This is a genomic window from Helicobacter sp. 219-2 (genome assembly GCF_030053225.1).
Taxonomy (GTDB): Bacteria; Campylobacterota; Campylobacteria; order Campylobacterales; family Helicobacteraceae; genus Helicobacter; species Helicobacter pylori_C.
In genome coordinates, this window is the sequence record NZ_JASGBS010000001.1 from 610,771 (window position 1) to 626,000 (window position 15,230).

General features: G+C 37.9%; 13 protein-coding genes and 3 pseudogenes. 14 read left to right on the plus strand and 2 right to left on the minus strand.

Features of this window, described 5'->3' with window-relative positions; all coding sequences use genetic code 11:
• Positions 1 to 3: 3 nt before the first annotated feature.
• The gene (xseA, locus tag P6280_RS03085; RefSeq protein ID WP_283236962.1) at positions 4 to 1,266 is read left to right on the plus strand and encodes an exodeoxyribonuclease VII large subunit; all 1,263 of its coding nucleotides are present in this window, start codon (positions 4 to 6) and stop codon (positions 1,264 to 1,266) included.
• Between the two features lie 18 nt (positions 1,267 to 1,284).
• Here the strand turns inward: xseA and P6280_RS03090 are convergent, their stop codons facing one another.
• Complete coding sequence (locus tag P6280_RS03090) at positions 1,285 to 2,457, minus strand: DNA methyltransferase (RefSeq protein ID WP_283236963.1); 1,173 nt, start codon at positions 2,455 to 2,457, stop codon at positions 1,285 to 1,287.
• A pseudogene (locus P6280_RS03095) lies at positions 2,450 to 3,066 on the minus strand (hypothetical protein). Before P6280_RS03095 ends, P6280_RS03090 begins: the two are co-directional and overlap by 8 nt.
• A 187-nt stretch (positions 3,067 to 3,253) precedes the next feature.
• On the opposite strand from P6280_RS03095, the pseudogene P6280_RS03100 reads away from it, so the two are divergent.
• The 13 genes and pseudogenes from P6280_RS03100 to P6280_RS03160 all read left to right on the plus strand — a co-directional run bounded on the left by P6280_RS03100 (position 3,254) and on the right by P6280_RS03160 (position 15,228).
• Positions 3,254 to 3,929 (plus strand): annotated as a pseudogene (locus P6280_RS03100) (BsaWI family type II restriction enzyme).
• On the plus strand, positions 3,926 to 4,693 hold the full coding sequence (locus P6280_RS03105; protein ID WP_283236964.1) for a DNA-methyltransferase: 768 nt from the start codon (positions 3,926 to 3,928) through the stop codon (positions 4,691 to 4,693). The pseudogene P6280_RS03100 and the gene P6280_RS03105 overlap by 4 nt, the downstream one beginning before the upstream one ends.
• Positions 4,694 to 4,755: 62 nt before the next feature.
• Positions 4,756 to 7,326 carry an ATP-dependent Clp protease ATP-binding subunit gene (locus P6280_RS03110; RefSeq protein ID WP_283236965.1) on the plus strand — a complete coding sequence of 857 codons (2,571 nt, stop codon included), beginning with the start codon at positions 4,756 to 4,758 and terminating at the stop codon, positions 7,324 to 7,326.
• A 56-nt stretch (positions 7,327 to 7,382) separates the two neighbouring features.
• Positions 7,383 to 8,102: a cytochrome c biogenesis protein CcdA gene (locus tag P6280_RS03115; RefSeq protein ID WP_212889425.1), complete on the plus strand. Its 720-nt coding sequence runs from the start codon at positions 7,383 to 7,385 to the stop codon at positions 8,100 to 8,102.
• Positions 8,103 to 8,111: 9 nt separating this feature from the next.
• Positions 8,112 to 9,248 carry an amidohydrolase family protein gene (locus tag P6280_RS03120; RefSeq protein WP_283236966.1) on the plus strand — a complete coding sequence of 379 codons (1,137 nt, stop codon included), beginning with the start codon at positions 8,112 to 8,114 and terminating at the stop codon, positions 9,246 to 9,248.
• The gene (locus tag P6280_RS03125; RefSeq protein WP_283236967.1) at positions 9,233 to 10,462 is read left to right on the plus strand and encodes an adenosine deaminase; all 1,230 of its coding nucleotides are present in this window, start codon (positions 9,233 to 9,235) and stop codon (positions 10,460 to 10,462) included. Before P6280_RS03120 ends, P6280_RS03125 begins: the two co-directional genes overlap by 16 nt.
• 60 nt (positions 10,463 to 10,522) lie before the next feature.
• Entirely contained in the window at positions 10,523 to 10,765 is a 243-nt protein-coding gene (locus P6280_RS03130; protein ID WP_000780041.1) for a nuclease, read from the plus strand.
• 9 nt (positions 10,766 to 10,774) lie between these two features.
• On the plus strand, positions 10,775 to 12,088 hold the full coding sequence (miaB, locus tag P6280_RS03135; RefSeq protein WP_283236968.1) for a tRNA (N6-isopentenyl adenosine(37)-C2)-methylthiotransferase MiaB: 1,314 nt from the start codon (positions 10,775 to 10,777) through the stop codon (positions 12,086 to 12,088).
• A gap of 39 nt (positions 12,089 to 12,127) precedes the next feature.
• Positions 12,128 to 12,781 carry a lysophospholipid acyltransferase family protein gene (locus P6280_RS03140; RefSeq protein WP_000053540.1) on the plus strand — a complete coding sequence of 218 codons (654 nt, stop codon included), beginning with the start codon at positions 12,128 to 12,130 and terminating at the stop codon, positions 12,779 to 12,781.
• The gene (locus P6280_RS03145; protein WP_283236969.1) at positions 12,774 to 13,754 is read left to right on the plus strand and encodes a DUF8569 domain-containing protein; all 981 of its coding nucleotides are present in this window, start codon (positions 12,774 to 12,776) and stop codon (positions 13,752 to 13,754) included. Before P6280_RS03140 ends, P6280_RS03145 begins: the two co-directional genes overlap by 8 nt.
• On the plus strand, positions 13,744 to 14,277 hold the full coding sequence (locus P6280_RS03150; RefSeq protein ID WP_001212809.1) for a PilN family protein: 534 nt from the start codon (positions 13,744 to 13,746) through the stop codon (positions 14,275 to 14,277). Before P6280_RS03145 ends, P6280_RS03150 begins: the two co-directional genes overlap by 11 nt.
• Positions 14,274 to 14,813 (plus strand): hypothetical protein, encoded by a 540-nt coding sequence (locus P6280_RS03155; protein ID WP_096521678.1) that lies wholly within the window; start codon positions 14,274 to 14,276, stop codon positions 14,811 to 14,813. The genes P6280_RS03150 and P6280_RS03155 overlap by 4 nt, the downstream gene beginning before the upstream one ends.
• Before the next feature lie 16 nt (positions 14,814 to 14,829).
• Positions 14,830 to 15,228: pseudogene (locus tag P6280_RS03160) on the plus strand (YkgJ family cysteine cluster protein).
• Positions 15,229 to 15,230 lie beyond the last annotated feature (2 nt).

The following is a 15,230-nucleotide window of genomic DNA, read 5'->3' on the forward strand; positions in this document are numbered from 1 at the left end:
TTGGTGGATGTATTGAGCGTGAGCGAAATCAATGCACAAATCAAAGCTCTTTTAGAAGCGACTTTTTTGCAAGTTAGGGTTCAAGGGGAAGTGAGCAATTTGACTATCCATAAGGTGAGCGGCCATGCGTATTTTTCGCTCAAAGACAGCCAGTCAGTCATCAGATGCGTGCTGTTTAAAGGGAACGCTAACAAGCTCAAATTCGCTTTAAAAGAAGGGCAGGAAGTGGTTGTTTTTGGGGGCATTAGCGCGTATGTTCCAAGGGGGGATTATCAAATCAATTGCTTTGAAATAGAGCCTAAAGATATAGGTTCATTAACCCTAGCTTTAGAGCAATTGAAAGAAAAATTACGCCTTAAGGGCTATTTTGATGAAGCCAATAAATTACCCAAACCGCATTTTCCTAAACGAGTGGCAGTCATCACTTCTCAAAATTCAGCCGCTTGGGCGGACATGCAAAAGATCGCTTCCAAACGATGGCCGATGTGTGAATTGGTTTGCATCAACACTCTAATGCAAGGGGAGGGCTGCGCTCAAAGCGTGGTGGAGAGCATCGCTTATGCGGATAGCTTTCATGGCACAAAAAATGCTTTTGATGCGATTGTGGTGGCTAGGGGTGGGGGGAGCATGGAGGATTTGTATTCTTTCAATGATGAGAAAATCGCTGATGCATTGCATTTGGCTAAAACTTTCAGCATGTCAGCTATTGGGCATGAGAGCGATTTTTTATTGAGCGATTTAGTAGCGGATTTAAGGGCTTCTACGCCTTCAAACGCGATGGAGATTTTACTCCCTAATAGCGATGAATGGCGGCAAAGACTTGATGGGTTTAATGTGAAATTGCACCGCTCTTTTAAAATTTTGCTCCATCAAAAAAAGGCACATTTAGAACATTTAGAGGCTTCTTTAAAACGATTGAGTTTTGAAAACAAGCACCATTTAAACGCTTTAAAACTAGAGAAATTAAAAATCGCTCTAGAAAATAAAACCCTAGAATTTTTACGCTTCAAAAAAACGCTTTTAGAAAAAATCTCTACTCAAACATTAACAAGCCCTTTTTTACAAACTAAAACAGAGCGATTGAACGCACTAGAAAACGCCCTTAAACTCGCTCATGCAAATTTGAAATTGCCCCAATTTGGGGCGTTTGTGAGCAAAAATAACCAAGCGATAGAATTAGAGGCATTAAAAAGAGGCGATAAAATTGAATTGAGTGATGAAAAAGCTAGAGCGAGCGCTACTATTTTAAGCGTGGATAGGGTGTAGGGGTTTGAAAAAGAATATTTAAAATAAAATAGATTTTGTTTTTAATATTTCGTACTCATGGCTTTTGATGATCTTTTCTAAACGCAACAGCATGATGTTTGAAATCGTGTTTTTATACCCCTTGTTTTTTAAAATGCTAGTAGCTTGTGGGTTATTTTTAATTTTTTCTTCTTTTTGGCACAAATAAAAAGACCAATTCAAATAATAATCCTTATTAACTTCTATAACCGCTTGCGCTGTTGTCCCGCTACCTGCAAAAAAATCTAAAATAATAGAATCTTTAGGGGTGGAGCATAATAATAAATATTTAATCAGTTCTACAGGTTTTGGCGTCTTAAAAAGCCCCTTTAAGCCTAATTTTTCTAAATCTTTTGTGCCTTGTCGGTTATAAAAATCCAGCACACTCAAACAATTATCTTGTGATTCTTTTAGGTAATATTTTTCATAAGGGCGATTATTCTTAAAAATAAGTCTATTTTGATAATATAATTCCTTAAGCTTTTCATCACTGCTCCACCCTCTGCTTTTTAGGGGTTCTAAAAAAAGATTGATTTCTTGTATCGCTACACTGCGTGGGTTTGAAGGCGTTGATAAATCTTTAGCGAAATAAATCTCACCTTTTTCATCCACTAAATTATAATTTTTTAAAAAATTAAAATGTTCTTTTTGGGATAACTCTTTGATTTGTTTTTTTAAGACAAGTTGGGCTTGAGCTTGTCCTTTTTGTTTAAAAACATTCTTAATCGTTCGCATTAAATCTTTTAATGGTTTAGCATAAATGGGCAAAAGCGTTCGTAAGATTTTAAAACCAGGAGCGAACGCTTTATTTTTGGCGTAGCTTAAAACATATTCATGGGTAATATTGATGTGTTTAGCGTTAGACCTTGTGGCTTGTTTAGTGATAAAAGTGCCTAAAAAATTGCGCGTTCCAAAAATTTCATTGGCAATGATTTTAACTTCAGCCATTTTATTATCATCTATAGAGATAAAAATACAACCACTTTGTTTTAACACAGCCTTTGCTAAAATCAAATGTTCTTTAATCCATTTTTCATAGTCAGCATGAGCGTCTTCATATTCAAAGTTAGAACTCTTAGTGTTATAAGGGGGGTCTATATAGATAGTTTGGATACTTTCTTTTTCTATTCTTTTCAAACACTCCAAAGCTTCCATAATAAAAACTTTATGCAAGATGGTTTTCCCAAGAAAAATGACCAAATTTAAGATTAAAAAGAGATTGATAAGCTCTTGTTCTTTTAAATCAATGGGTTTCATTTTAAAATCAAATTCTTTAATTAATTTACTAATTCCTACCGTTTGAGTTGAACGCCTGCTCTCATTATGACACTCTTTTACTTTTTGTTCTAAATACAAGCCAATTTTAGGGTGCTTTCCATAAACAATGAATAAAAGATTAGAAATATTATTCCAAACGCCCACGGCTAAAGTCGTTTTAATATCGCAAAAAACTTTGGCTTTTTCTAAAGTGGTGTCATTAAAAGTCGCGCTCCAAGTTTTACTTTGAAAGGATACTTGTTTGATTTCTAAAAATTCATCGCTTGAACTTCTTTTGGCATCAAGACCATGCTTTTGAATATTGATAAGCTCATAATCTAAATATAGAGCCACCATGCTGTCTCTTAGTTCATTCAAAAATGAATCGTTGTCATGTTTATTGTATTTATTTTGAATTTCTTCAATCGGCTTTAATGCCTGATAGCTTTCTGCAATGAAGTTTCTATCAATGGGCTCAAAGTGTCCTTTATTAAAAAATCCCAAAGATTGATTTAAAAATTGCATATCTAGCCCTTTGATTAAATTCTGTCAATATTATTTTAGTGAAAATATATTATTCATTAGCAATACTTTTAAGCAGAATATCTAAAATTTGCATTTCATTTTTATCATAAGCTTGTTTAAACACCAGCCATTATCAAAAAGTTTTGTATTATAATTTGACTGATTTCTATTGATTAAGGTGTTTGAATTGAGTTTAGCCGATATTTTTTTAGAGCGTTTTAAAGATTTTATGAGAGAACAACCTGAGCCTTACAAGTTTTTGCAAGTTTTTTACGCACAAGAAAAAGAACGCTTTTTAAATGATAGAATGAACGATTATATTAAGCAAAATAAAGGCAAGGAAGAAGCTAGTATTTTAGCCAGACAAGGTTTTGTCAGCACCATAGGAAGGGTGTTAGAAAAAATCATAGAACTTTTATTAAAAGATTTTTGTATTAAAAACAATGTAAAAATGACGAACGATAAAATCTTAAGGGCTAAGCGCATTAATGACGAGCTAGATAAAGTCAAACGGGCTTTATTGGTGCATTTTGGAGAATATAGCGTTTTGCCAGATATTGTTCTTTATCAAACCAACAAGGATAATGTCAAAATCCTAGCGATCTTGTCGGTAAAAAATTCGTTTAGAGAGTTACAGATGTAAATTAAAACTTCTGCAATCGCCCGTAACTTCTCACATTAAAGTCTTTATGATAACGCCGGATAACGATGATGAAATCAGCTTTAAAGACAGGCCTAAAAAAGCCAGGATCATGATGGAGCATGAATTAAACGGCCTCTATTTAGCCAAAAGCCATTTTGATCAAAGCTCTAAAATTAAGGGTATAGAAAGTTTGTTAGAAGATTTAAGAAGGCTTTTATGAAACCTTATTTCAGTTTGGAAAAATTGGATTTATACCATGGCGATGCCAGCGTTTTAGAGACTTTTGAAAAAGGTTTTTATGATTTGTGTATCACTTCACCGCCCTATAATTTGAGTATTGAATATCAAGGGAGTAATGATTTTAGAGTTTATGATGATTATTTAAATTGGTGCAAAAATTGGCTTAAAAATTGCTATTTTTGGGGCAAGGAGCATGCGAGATTGTGCTTGAATGTCCCTTTAGACACGAATAAACATGGCAAGCAAAGTTTAGGGGCTGATATGATTGCAATAGCTAAAGAATGCGGTTGGAAATACCAAAATACGATTATTTGGAATGAGAGTAATATCTCAAGACGCACCGCTTGGGGGAGTTGGTTGCAAGCTAGCGCGCCTTATGCTATCGCTCCTGTGGAGTTGATCGTTGTTTTTTATAAAAACGAATACAAACGCCAAAAGCAAACTTCTACAATCAGTAAAGAGGAGTTTTTGCTCTACACGAATGGGCTATGGAGTTTTAGCGGCGAATCCAAAAAGCGCTTAAAACACCCAGCCCCATTCCCAAGGGAATTACCCAGGCGTTGCATTAAATTGTTTTCTTTTTTGGAAGACACGATTTTTGATCCTTTTAGCGGATCGGGCACGACTATTTTAGAGGCGAACGCTTTAGGGCGTTTTAGCGTGGGTTTAGAGATTGAAAAAGAATATTGCGAGTTGTCTAAAAAGCGTATTTTAGAGAGTTTATCATTAGTGCGAGCGTTTTAAAAAACCTTTGAGGGTCAAAATAGTGTAAAATAGTAGATTTTAAAACTCAAAAAGGATTGATAATGAATTTATTTGAAAAAATGACCGACCAATTGCATGAGACTTTAGACAGCGCGCTCGCTCTAGCCTTACACCATAAAAACGCTGAAGTAACGCCCTTGCACATGCTTTTTGTCATGCTCAATAACTCCCAAGGCATCCTCATTCAAGCCTTACAAAAAATGTCTGTGGATATTCAAGCCTTAAGGCTTAGCGTTCAAAGCGAGTTGAATAAGTTGGCTAAAGTTTCACAAATCAACAAGCAAAATATCCAATTAAACCAAGCTCTAATCCAAAGTTTAGAAAACGCTCAAGGCTTGATGGCTAAAATGGGCGATTCTTTCATCGCTACAGATGTGTATCTTTTGGCGAACATGAGCCTTTTTGAAAGCGTTCTAAAACCTTATTTAGACACTAAGGAATTGCAAAAAACTTTAGAGGCTTTAAGAAAAGGCGCGACTATCCAAGATAAAAACGATGATTCTAATTTGGAAAGTTTGGAAAAATTTGGCATTGATTTGACGCAAAAAGCCTTAGAAAATAAGCTCGATCCGGTGATTGGGAGGGATGAAGAAATCATTCGCATGATGCAAATTTTGATAAGAAAAACAAAAAATAACCCTATTTTATTGGGTGAGCCTGGAGTGGGGAAAACGGCGGTTGTGGAGGGTTTGGCCCAACGCATTGTGAATAAGGAAGTGCCTAAAACGCTTTTAAACAAACGAGTCGTCGCTTTAGATTTAAGTTTGTTGGTGGCTGGAGCCAAATACAGAGGCGAGTTTGAAGAGCGCTTGAAAAAGGTGATTGAAGAGGTTAAAAAAAGCGCGAATGTGATTTTATTCATTGATGAAATCCACACGATTGTAGGGGCTGGAGCGAGTGAGGGGGGCATGGATGCGGCTAATATTTTAAAACCCGCGCTCGCTAGGGGGGAATTGCACACGATTGGAGCGACCACTTTGAAAGAATACCGCAAGTATTTTGAAAAAGACATGGCGCTACAAAGGCGTTTCCAACCCATTTTACTCAATGAGCCTAGCATCAATGAGGCTTTACAGATTTTAAGGGGGTTAAAAGAAACTTTAGAAACGCACCATAATATCACCATCAACGACTCCGCGCTCATAGCGAGCGCTAAACTCTCTAGCCGTTATATCACTGATAGGTTTTTACCCGATAAAGCGATTGATTTGATTGATGAGGGGGCGGCTCAATTAAAAATGCAAATGGAATCCGAGCCGGCAAAACTCTCTAGCGTTAAGCGCTCCATTCAAAGATTAGAAATGGAAAAACAAGCCCTTGAAATGGAAAAAAAAGAGAGCAATGCCAAACGCATGCAAGAAATCCTTAAAGAATTGAGCGATTTAAAAGAAGAAAAAATCCAATTAGAAGCGCAATTTGAAAACGAAAAAGAAGTGTTTAGAGAAATTTCACGCTTGAAAATGGAAACGGAAAGCTTGAAAAAAGAGGCTGAGAGGTTTAAGCGCAATGGGGATTACCAGCAAGCGGGTGAAATTGAATACTCTAAAATCCCTGAAAACAAAAAGAAAGAAGAAGAATTGCAACACAAATGGGAAGCGATGCAACAAAACGGAGCGTTATTGCAAAACGCTTTAACCGAAAACAACATCGCTGAGATCGTGAGCCAATGGACGCATATCCCGGTCCAAAAAATGCTCCAGAGCGAAAAAAATAGGGTTTTAAACATTGAAAGCGAGTTGCAAAAAAGAGTGGTGGGGCAAGAAAAAGCAATCAAAGCGATCGCTAAAGCGATTAAAAGGAATAAGGCCGGGCTTAGCGATAGCAATAAACCCATAGGGAGCTTTCTCTTTTTAGGGCCAACGGGCGTGGGTAAAACCGAGAGCGCTAAAGCCTTGGCGCAATTCTTGTTTGATAGCGATAAAAATCTTATAAGAATTGACATGAGCGAATACATGGAAAAACATGCCATAAGCCGTCTTATTGGGGCCGCTCCTGGGTATGTGGGCTATGAAGAAGGCGGGCAATTGACCGAAGCGGTACGCAGAAAACCTTATAGCGTGGTGCTGTTAGATGAAGTGGAAAAAGCCCATCCGGATGTTTTTAACCTTTTGTTGCAGGTTTTAGATGAAGGGCATTTGACCGATAGTAAGGGCGTGAGGGTGGATTTCAAAAACACGATTTTGATTTTAACCAGCAATGTGGCTAGCGGCGCGCTTTTAGAAGAGAGTTTGAGTGAAGCTGATAAACAAAAAGCGATTAAAGAGAGTTTGAGGCAATTCTTCAAGCCGGAATTTTTAAACCGCTTAGATGAAATCATCTCCTTTAACGCCCTAGATAGCCATGCTGTCGCTAATATCGTGGGGATACTCTTTGAAAACATTCAAAAAAAAGCGCTTGAAAGAGGCATTAATATAACCCTAGACGAAGAGGCAAAAGAATTGATCGCTGAAGTGGGATTTGACAGATTTTATGGCGTTAGACCCTTGAAGCGTGCGCTCTATGAAATGGTAGAAGACAAGCTCGCTGAACTCATTTTAGAGGATAAAGTTAAAGAGAATGACAGCGTGGCGTTTGTGGTAGAAAATAACGAAATTGTGCCTAAGATTAAGTGAGCTTTTGTTATCCTAAAAAAGACAAGAAATGATTATTTTTAAAAAAGGATTCAATGATGTTTGATAACACGCTTGTTAATCTCTTTGACACAGCGCCTCTTTTGACTTCGCTTTTAGCCGGGATTTTAACTTTTTTAAGCCCTTGCGTGTTGCCTTTAATCCCGGCGTATATGTCTTATATTTCTCAAATTTCTTTAGAGGATATTAAAGATGGCAAGGCTAAAAGGGTTTCGGTTTTTTTAAAATCTTTGATGTTTGTGGTGGGGTTTTCGCTCGTGTTTTTGGGCGTGGGCATGTCTATGGCCAAGCTTATCCATAGCTTTTCGTTTTCTTGGGTGAATTATATCGCTGGGGGGATTGTGATCCTTTTTGGTTTGCATTTTTTAGGCGTGTTTCGTTTTGCATTTTTGTATAAAACCCAAAGCGTTCGTTTAGCGAGCAAATCTAATAGCATGCAGCGCTTTTACCCCTTTCTTTTAGGCATGAGTTTCGCTTTGGGCTGGACGCCATGCATCGGGCCGATATTCACTTCTATAGTGATCATGAGCGCAAGTAAGGACGCTTATGGCTTAATGCTTATGGTGGTGTTTGTGGTGGGCTTGGCGATCCCTTTTTTATTGGTGGCTTTAATGCTAGAAAGAGCGCTTTTGTTTTTAAAATCCTTAAAGAAATACAACCGCGCGATTGAAATTGTTTCAGGATTGGTGCTTATTTTAATGGGGATATTGATCATGACAAATTCTTTAGAAAGCTTGACGGATTTCTTGCAAAAATAGGAGGGTTTGATGCTGTTAAAAAACGCTTCGTTTTATGATGGTGAGGTTTTAAAAAGAGCGGATATCCGCTTAAAAGATTCTCTCATTGCAGAGATTAAAGAAAACTTAAGCCCTATTAAAAATGAAGAAGTAATTGAGTGCGCGAATTTATTCGTGCTGCCAAGCTTCATTGATTTGAGCGTTACTGGTTTGGAGGGTTATGAAAATTTAAAGCAAAAGGCTTTTAAAGGGGGGGTAGGGTTACTCAATGTTTTTAATTGCGATCAAAGCGGCATTAAAAATATTATGGCGGTTAAAAACAACCAGCTAGCCGACATCGCTACGCTTAAAAATAAAGGAGGGGAAATTTTAATCGCGCAATCTGACGCTTTTTTAGAACTCATCAGCCATTACGCCAAATCCTACAACTTGCCTCTTTTAATCTCTTTAGAAAATTCTTTTGAAGCCCTAAATAGCGGGGTGTTAGCCTATGAATTGGGGCAGAATTTTGTAGAAAATGCGTTTGAAAACACGCGCTTGGTGCGTTTTATGGAAGTTTCTAGAGCGTTACAAATCCCTATGCTTTTAGATAAAGTGAGCAGCACCGCCACGCTCAAACTCATCAAAGCCTTTAACAATTTAGGAGCGTACCTGCAGGCCCAAACGCCCTTAAGCCATTTAATCTTAGATGAGAGCGTGTATGAAGATTATGAGCCTAGATTTAAAATCGCCCCTCCTTTAAGGGATAAAGAAAGCCAAAACGCCTTAAAAGAAGCCCTAAAGAATGATGAAATCGCCATGCTCACAAGCCTCCATGTTTTTAAAAACTCTAACGCAGAGCTTTTTGAAGAAAGCGCTTTTGGGTGTGAGAGCATAGAGGACGCTTTTGGCGTGGCTTATACTTTTTTAGTTCAAAAAAAGGTTATCAGCTTCCAACAGCTCATTAAAGTCATGGCGACTAATCAAGCGAGATTTTTAAAACTCAATGCAGGTGAGGTTAAAAAAAATCAATTAGCCAATCTCATGATTGTGGATTTGAGCGCCCAAACAAGAGTTATTAATAAAAATTCGCCCTTTTATGGTTTAGAATTATATGGCGAAGTTCAAAGAATGATCTTAAAAGGGCAAACCATATTTATTAAGGAGAGTGCATGCAAGAAATCATAGGAGCGTCTTTAGTTTTTTTATGCAATGAACAATGCGAAGTGTTAGAAGATTATGGCGTGGTCTTTGATGAAAAGATTGTTGAAGCGGGCGATTATAAAAGTTTAACGCTTAAATACCCCCACTTAAAGGCGCAGTTTTTTGAAAATTCCGTTCTGTTGCCCGCTTTTATCAACGCGCATACCCATTTTGAATTTTCCAACAACAAGGCGAGTTTTGATTACGGGAGTTTTTCTGGCTGGTTAGGGAGCGTGTTAAACAATGGGGGAGCGATTTTAGAAAATTGCCAAGGGGCTATTCAAAACGCTATCATTACGCAATTAAAAAGCGGTGTGGGGAGCGTGGGAGCGATTTCTAACCACCTGATAGAAGTTAATTTGTTAAAAGAAAGCCCCTTGAGTGCTGTCGTGTTTTTAGAGTTTTTAGGGAGTAGCTATTCTTTAGAAAAACTAAAAGCGTTTGAGGTAAAATTCAAAGAGTTAAAAGATTCAGAAGACAAAAAGCTTAAAGCCGCTCTTGCTGTGCATGCCCCTTATTCGGTTCAAAAAGACATGGCTTTAAGCGTCATCCAATTAGCCAAAGATTCACAAAGCCTGCTTTCTACGCATTTTTTAGAATCGTTTGAAGAATTAGAATGGGTGGAAAATTCTAAAGGGTGGTTTGAAAATTTTTACCAGCATTTTTTAAAGGAGTCTCATTTCAAATCGCTCTATAAGGGCGCGAACGATTACATTGACATGTTTGAAGACACGCACACTTTATTCGTGCATAACCAGTTCGCTTCTTTGGAAGCGTTAAAAAGGATTAAATCTCAAGTCAAAAACGCTTTTTTAATCACATGCCCCTTTTCTAACCGCCTATTGAGCGGGCAAGCGTTGGATTTAGAAAGAATCAAAGAGGCCGGTTTGAGCGTGAGCGTGGCCACTGATGGCTTGAGTTCTAACATTTCGCTGAGCCTTTTAGACGAATTAAGGGCGTTCTTGCTCACCCATAACATGCCGTTATTAAAATTAGCCAAGATCGCTCTTTTAGGAGCGACTAGGCATGGGGCTAAAGCTTTAGCTTTAAATAATGGCGAGATAGAAGCTAATAAAAGAGCGGATTTGAGCGTGTTTGGTTTTGGTGAAAAATTCATTAAAGAGCAAGCGATTTTGCAATTTTTATTGCATGCTAAAGAAGTGGAACGCTTGTTTTTGGGGGGGAAAAGGGTGATCTAATTTGTTTTAAAGACAGAATGCGTTAAAATGAGAAATCTAAATCAATTAAGGAAAGAGTCAATGAAATTAGTTTTAGCCAAGAATACAAGAAAATCAGACGCTAAGAGCGTGGAATTAGAGGATTTGTATCACAAATTTAGTGAAGACAAGCGTTCTATTTTCTATTTTGCCCCCACAAACGCCCACAAAGACATGCTCAAAGCGGTGGATTTTTTCAAAGAAAAAGGCCATACGGCTTATTTAGATGAGGTGAGGGTCAGCAGCGATGAAAAAGATTTTCTTTATGAATTGCACATTATTTAAAGGCTTGTATTGAAAGTTTATATTGAAACCATGGGTTGCGCCATGAACTCTAGGGATAGCGAGCATTTGTTGAGCGAGCTCTCCAAACTAGACTATAAAGAAACTAGCGACCCTAAAACAGCGGATTTGATTTTAATCAACACTTGCAGCGTGCGCGAAAAACCCGAACGGAAATTGTTTTCAGAAATCGGTCAATTCGCTAAAATCAAAAAACCCAACGCCAAAATCGGGGTTTGCGGTTGCACTGCAAGCCACATGGGAGCGGATATTTTGAAAAAAGCCCCGAGCGTGAGCTTTGTGTTAGGGGCTAGGAATGTGTCTAAAATCTCTCAAGTGATCCATAAAGAAAAAGCGGTTGAAGTGGCGATTGATTATGATGAAAGCGCGTATGCGTTTGAATTTTTTGAAAAAAAGGCTCAAATCAGATCGTTACTAAATATTTCTATAGGTTGCGATAAGAAATGCGCTTATTGCATTGTCCCGCACACTAGGGGAAAAGAAATTTCTATCCCTATGGATTTGATTTTAAAAGAAGCTGAGAAATTGGCGAGTAACGGCACTAAAGAGCTGATGCTTTTAGGGCAGAATGTGAATAATTACGGCGTGCGTTTCAGTAGCGAGCATGCGAAAGTGGATTTTAGCGATTTGTTGGATAAATTGAGCGAAATCCAAGGCATTGAAAGGATACGATTCACTTCGCCTCACCCCTTACACATGAATGATGCATTTTTAGAGCGCTTTGCCAAAAACCCTAAAGTGTGCAAGAGTATCCACATGCCCTTACAGAGCGGATCTAGCGCGGTGTTAAAGATGATGCGAAGGGGTTATAGTAAGGAGTGGTTTTTAAATAGGGTGGAGAGGTTAAAGGCTTTAGTGCCTGAAGTGGGCATTAGCACGGATATTATCGTAGGCTTCCCTAATGAGAGCGATAAGGATTTTGAAGACACGATGGAAGTGCTAGAAAAAGTGCGCTTTGACACGCTCTATAGTTTCATTTACTCCCCACGCCCTTTCACTGAAGCGGGAGCTTGGAAGGAAAGAGTGCCATTAGAGGTTTCATCTTCAAGGTTGGAGAGGTTGCAAAACAAGCACAAAGAAATTTTAGAAGAAAAAGCCAAGCTAGAAGTGGGTAAAACGCATGTGGTGTTGGTGGAAAATGGGCGTGAAATTGACAATCAAATCGTGGGTTTTGAAGGGCGTAGCGATACGGGGAAATTCATTGAAGTAGCGTGTAAAGAAAAAAGAAGTCCGGGCGAGCTTGTAAAAGTGGAGATTGTTTCTCATTCTAAAGGGCGCTTGATAGCGACCGCTAAAGGCAACTAATAAAAATAACCAATGAAAAAGCGGGTTTAAAGGCGAGAATTGAGCTTAAAATTTTTCAGGAAAAATATCGTTTTAAAGGTTGTCCCACGCTTGGCGTTTGGAGTCCTTTGGTTGTTGCATAAAACTTGTAAAAACCGCTATTTTTTAGCTCAAAATTTAAAAGAAAAACCCTTTATTGTAAGCTGTTGGCATGGGGAGCTTGGCATGATTGGGTTTGCGTATTTAAGGCTTCAAAAACCTTCTGTTTATGTGATCGCAAGCCAGCATTTTGACGGCTCTATTGCGGCGGGTTTGTTTGAAAGCTTTGGTTTTAAAAACATTAGAGGTTCTAGCAAAAAAGGGGGGGTTAAGGTTTTGATAGAAGGGCTTAAGCGTTTGAAAGAAGGTTGCGATGTCGCTATCACTCCTGATGGCCCCAAAGGCCCACGACACAGCATAGCGGATGGGGTGATCGCTTTGGCTCAAAAATCAGGCGTGGGGATTAGCGCTTGTCGGGTGGTTTGTAAAAACGCATGGCGATTGAACACTTGGGATCAATTTGAAATCCCTAAGCCTTTTAGCGAAGTGTATTATTACATGCTAGAATCTGTAATCATCCCTAAAGAATGGGAGCTTTCAAAGGCTAAAGAATATTTAAAGACGCGCATGGATTCTGTTGGATTTGAAGAATCTCAAAGGGGTTTGGGTGCTTAAAGGGTTAAAAAAAGCGTTCAAAGAGAGGTTTTGCTCTCAAGTGTATATTTCTTTTAATGTGGATCACAATCTTTTATCCGCTCAAATTTTAAGGATCAAAAACCACCGCATTAAAGAGAAATTTTTTAAAACTTTTGAAACTAAAGTGGAGACTAAAAATGGTGAAGTCCCCATTCAAGCCTTAAAAATCGCCAGAACTTATAGCCAAAAATACCCCTACACTTATTTTAGCGCGATGAGTAAAGCTAAAGAGGTTTTATGCGAAAAGCAGGCGTTTGAACAAATCAAACGAGAAAATCAAGATTATCGGGCTTGTGAAGTCAATCAAAAGTATTGCGTTTATGTGGAATCTAAGGATTTTTTAAAGGATTTCAAGCGTTTTAAAATCCAGGATGTGGATTTTTTGTTTTCGCCTTTTAGCCTTATTTATGATTTTGTGCGCGATAATTTAGAAGAAAAGCCGTTGTTGTATTTGCTTTTGGAGCGTTCAAGATTCTATTTTTTGATTGCGGATAAAAAAGAGATTTTTTTAGCCAAATCCGTGTTTTTAGAAGAGCAACCTGAAGAGTTTATAGAGAGCAAGGAGGAGGATTCTATGGAGATGGATAATGAAGCTGTGAATTTGTTTTTGAGTGAAATCCAAGAAGATATTGACAGCCTTGAAGAAGCGATAGGCCTAGATAGCAGTAAGGATAATAGCGAAAAAAATGAGGACGCTTATAGTTTGATTGAAGGCATGACGAATATCCCCCTAATTGCAGGCGTTTTGCAAGAGGGATTGCGCAGCGTCTATCATTCTAGAGATATGGACTTTGTAGAAAAAGTGGTTGTTTTAGACAGCTGTCAAATCCACCAAAAAGCGTTAATGCATTTGCAAGAAACTTTGATGATAGAAGTGGATAGGATTGATTTTTCTTTAGTGGAGCGCTTGAATATTTTAGCGTGCATGGAGAATGAAAAGTATGCGTTTTAGCTACATTGAGCCAAGAGCGAAATACCTTATCAGCAAGCTTTCCAAAATTTGGGTTTTTTACATTTTTTTATCTTTTGTGGTAATAGGGGGGTTAGTGTGGTTTATGCATAACGCTATTAAAAACACTCAAAATAATGCGTCTGATTTGACGATCCAAGAAAGGCTTTATCGCCATGAAATCAGCCGCTTGCAGGTTAAAACTGATGAAACCTTAAAACTCATTAAAGAAGCCAAAAAGCGTTTGAATTACAATGATGATATACGAGATGTTTTGCAAGGGCTTTTAAACATTGTGCCGGATCTCATTACTATTAATAGCATTGAAATAGACCAGCAAAGCGTGGTGGTTAGTGGTAAAACCCCTTCTAAAGAAGCCTTTTATTTTTTGTTTCAAAACAAACTAAACCCCATGTTTGATTATTCTAGGGCGGAATTTTTCCCCTTAAGCGATGGGTGGTTTAATTTTGTCTCCACCAACTTTTCTAATTCCTTACTGATAAAAAACCCGGAGTCTATTAAATGAAGCCATTGCATTTTTCACACCTGGACAGAGAGCAATCAGGCGATGTGGGGTTTATCATCAAAAACCTCGTTTTTTTAGGGGTTTTTTCCTTATTTGGTTGGTTGAATACCGAGTATTTTCTATGGCCTAGCATGCTGGAATTGAAAAAAATCCTTTTAGAAGAAAATCGTAAAAAAAGCGTTTTAGAATACGCACAAAGGCATTTTGAAACAGCTTTAACCAATTACCGCAATCAAAAAGAAACAGGCGAATCCTTATTAAAGATTTTTAATGATGAAGAGTCCAGGCGGATTTTAGAAAAGATTTTAAAAAAATGTTTTGATGCCTATAAAATCAAACCCTTACTCTCTCAAAACCCCCTTCAAAAAACCCAATTTTTTATCATGGCCAGAGCGAGCGAATTAGAAAAGACCTATCTTTTTTTCACCTTAATCAACAAGTATTTACCGAGCGCTCAAAGCCAATTGCCCTTAAAAATCTCTAAAGATGATGAAGGGTTGTTGGTGCAATTTAGCGTGAGTATTGATCTCCAATAGGATTAGGGGTAGTTTAATGCAAGATTTTGATTTTAGTTTTAATCCTAAGGCATGCGAGGGTTGTGGGGCAAAGTGTTGCGTGGGGGAAAGCGGGTATATTTTTTTAAATATCTAAGAAATGCAAAAAATTAGCGCTTTTTTACAATTAGAATTAGAAGAATTCAGTCAAAAATACGTTAAAAAGGTGGGGTATAAGTTCTCTTTACTAGAAAAAGACGCTAAAGAGTTGGGTTTGGCGTGCGTGTTTTTGGATTTAGAAACCAAAAAATGCCAGATTTATAGCGTGCGCCCTAAACAATGCCAGACTTTTCCTTTTTGGGAGGGCGTGAAAACTTTCTCTAAAGAGCAAAAAGAAGCTTTTTGTCAAAGCTGTCCGGGCATTACACAAAAAACCAAAGAAACTAAAGTGCGCTAAAA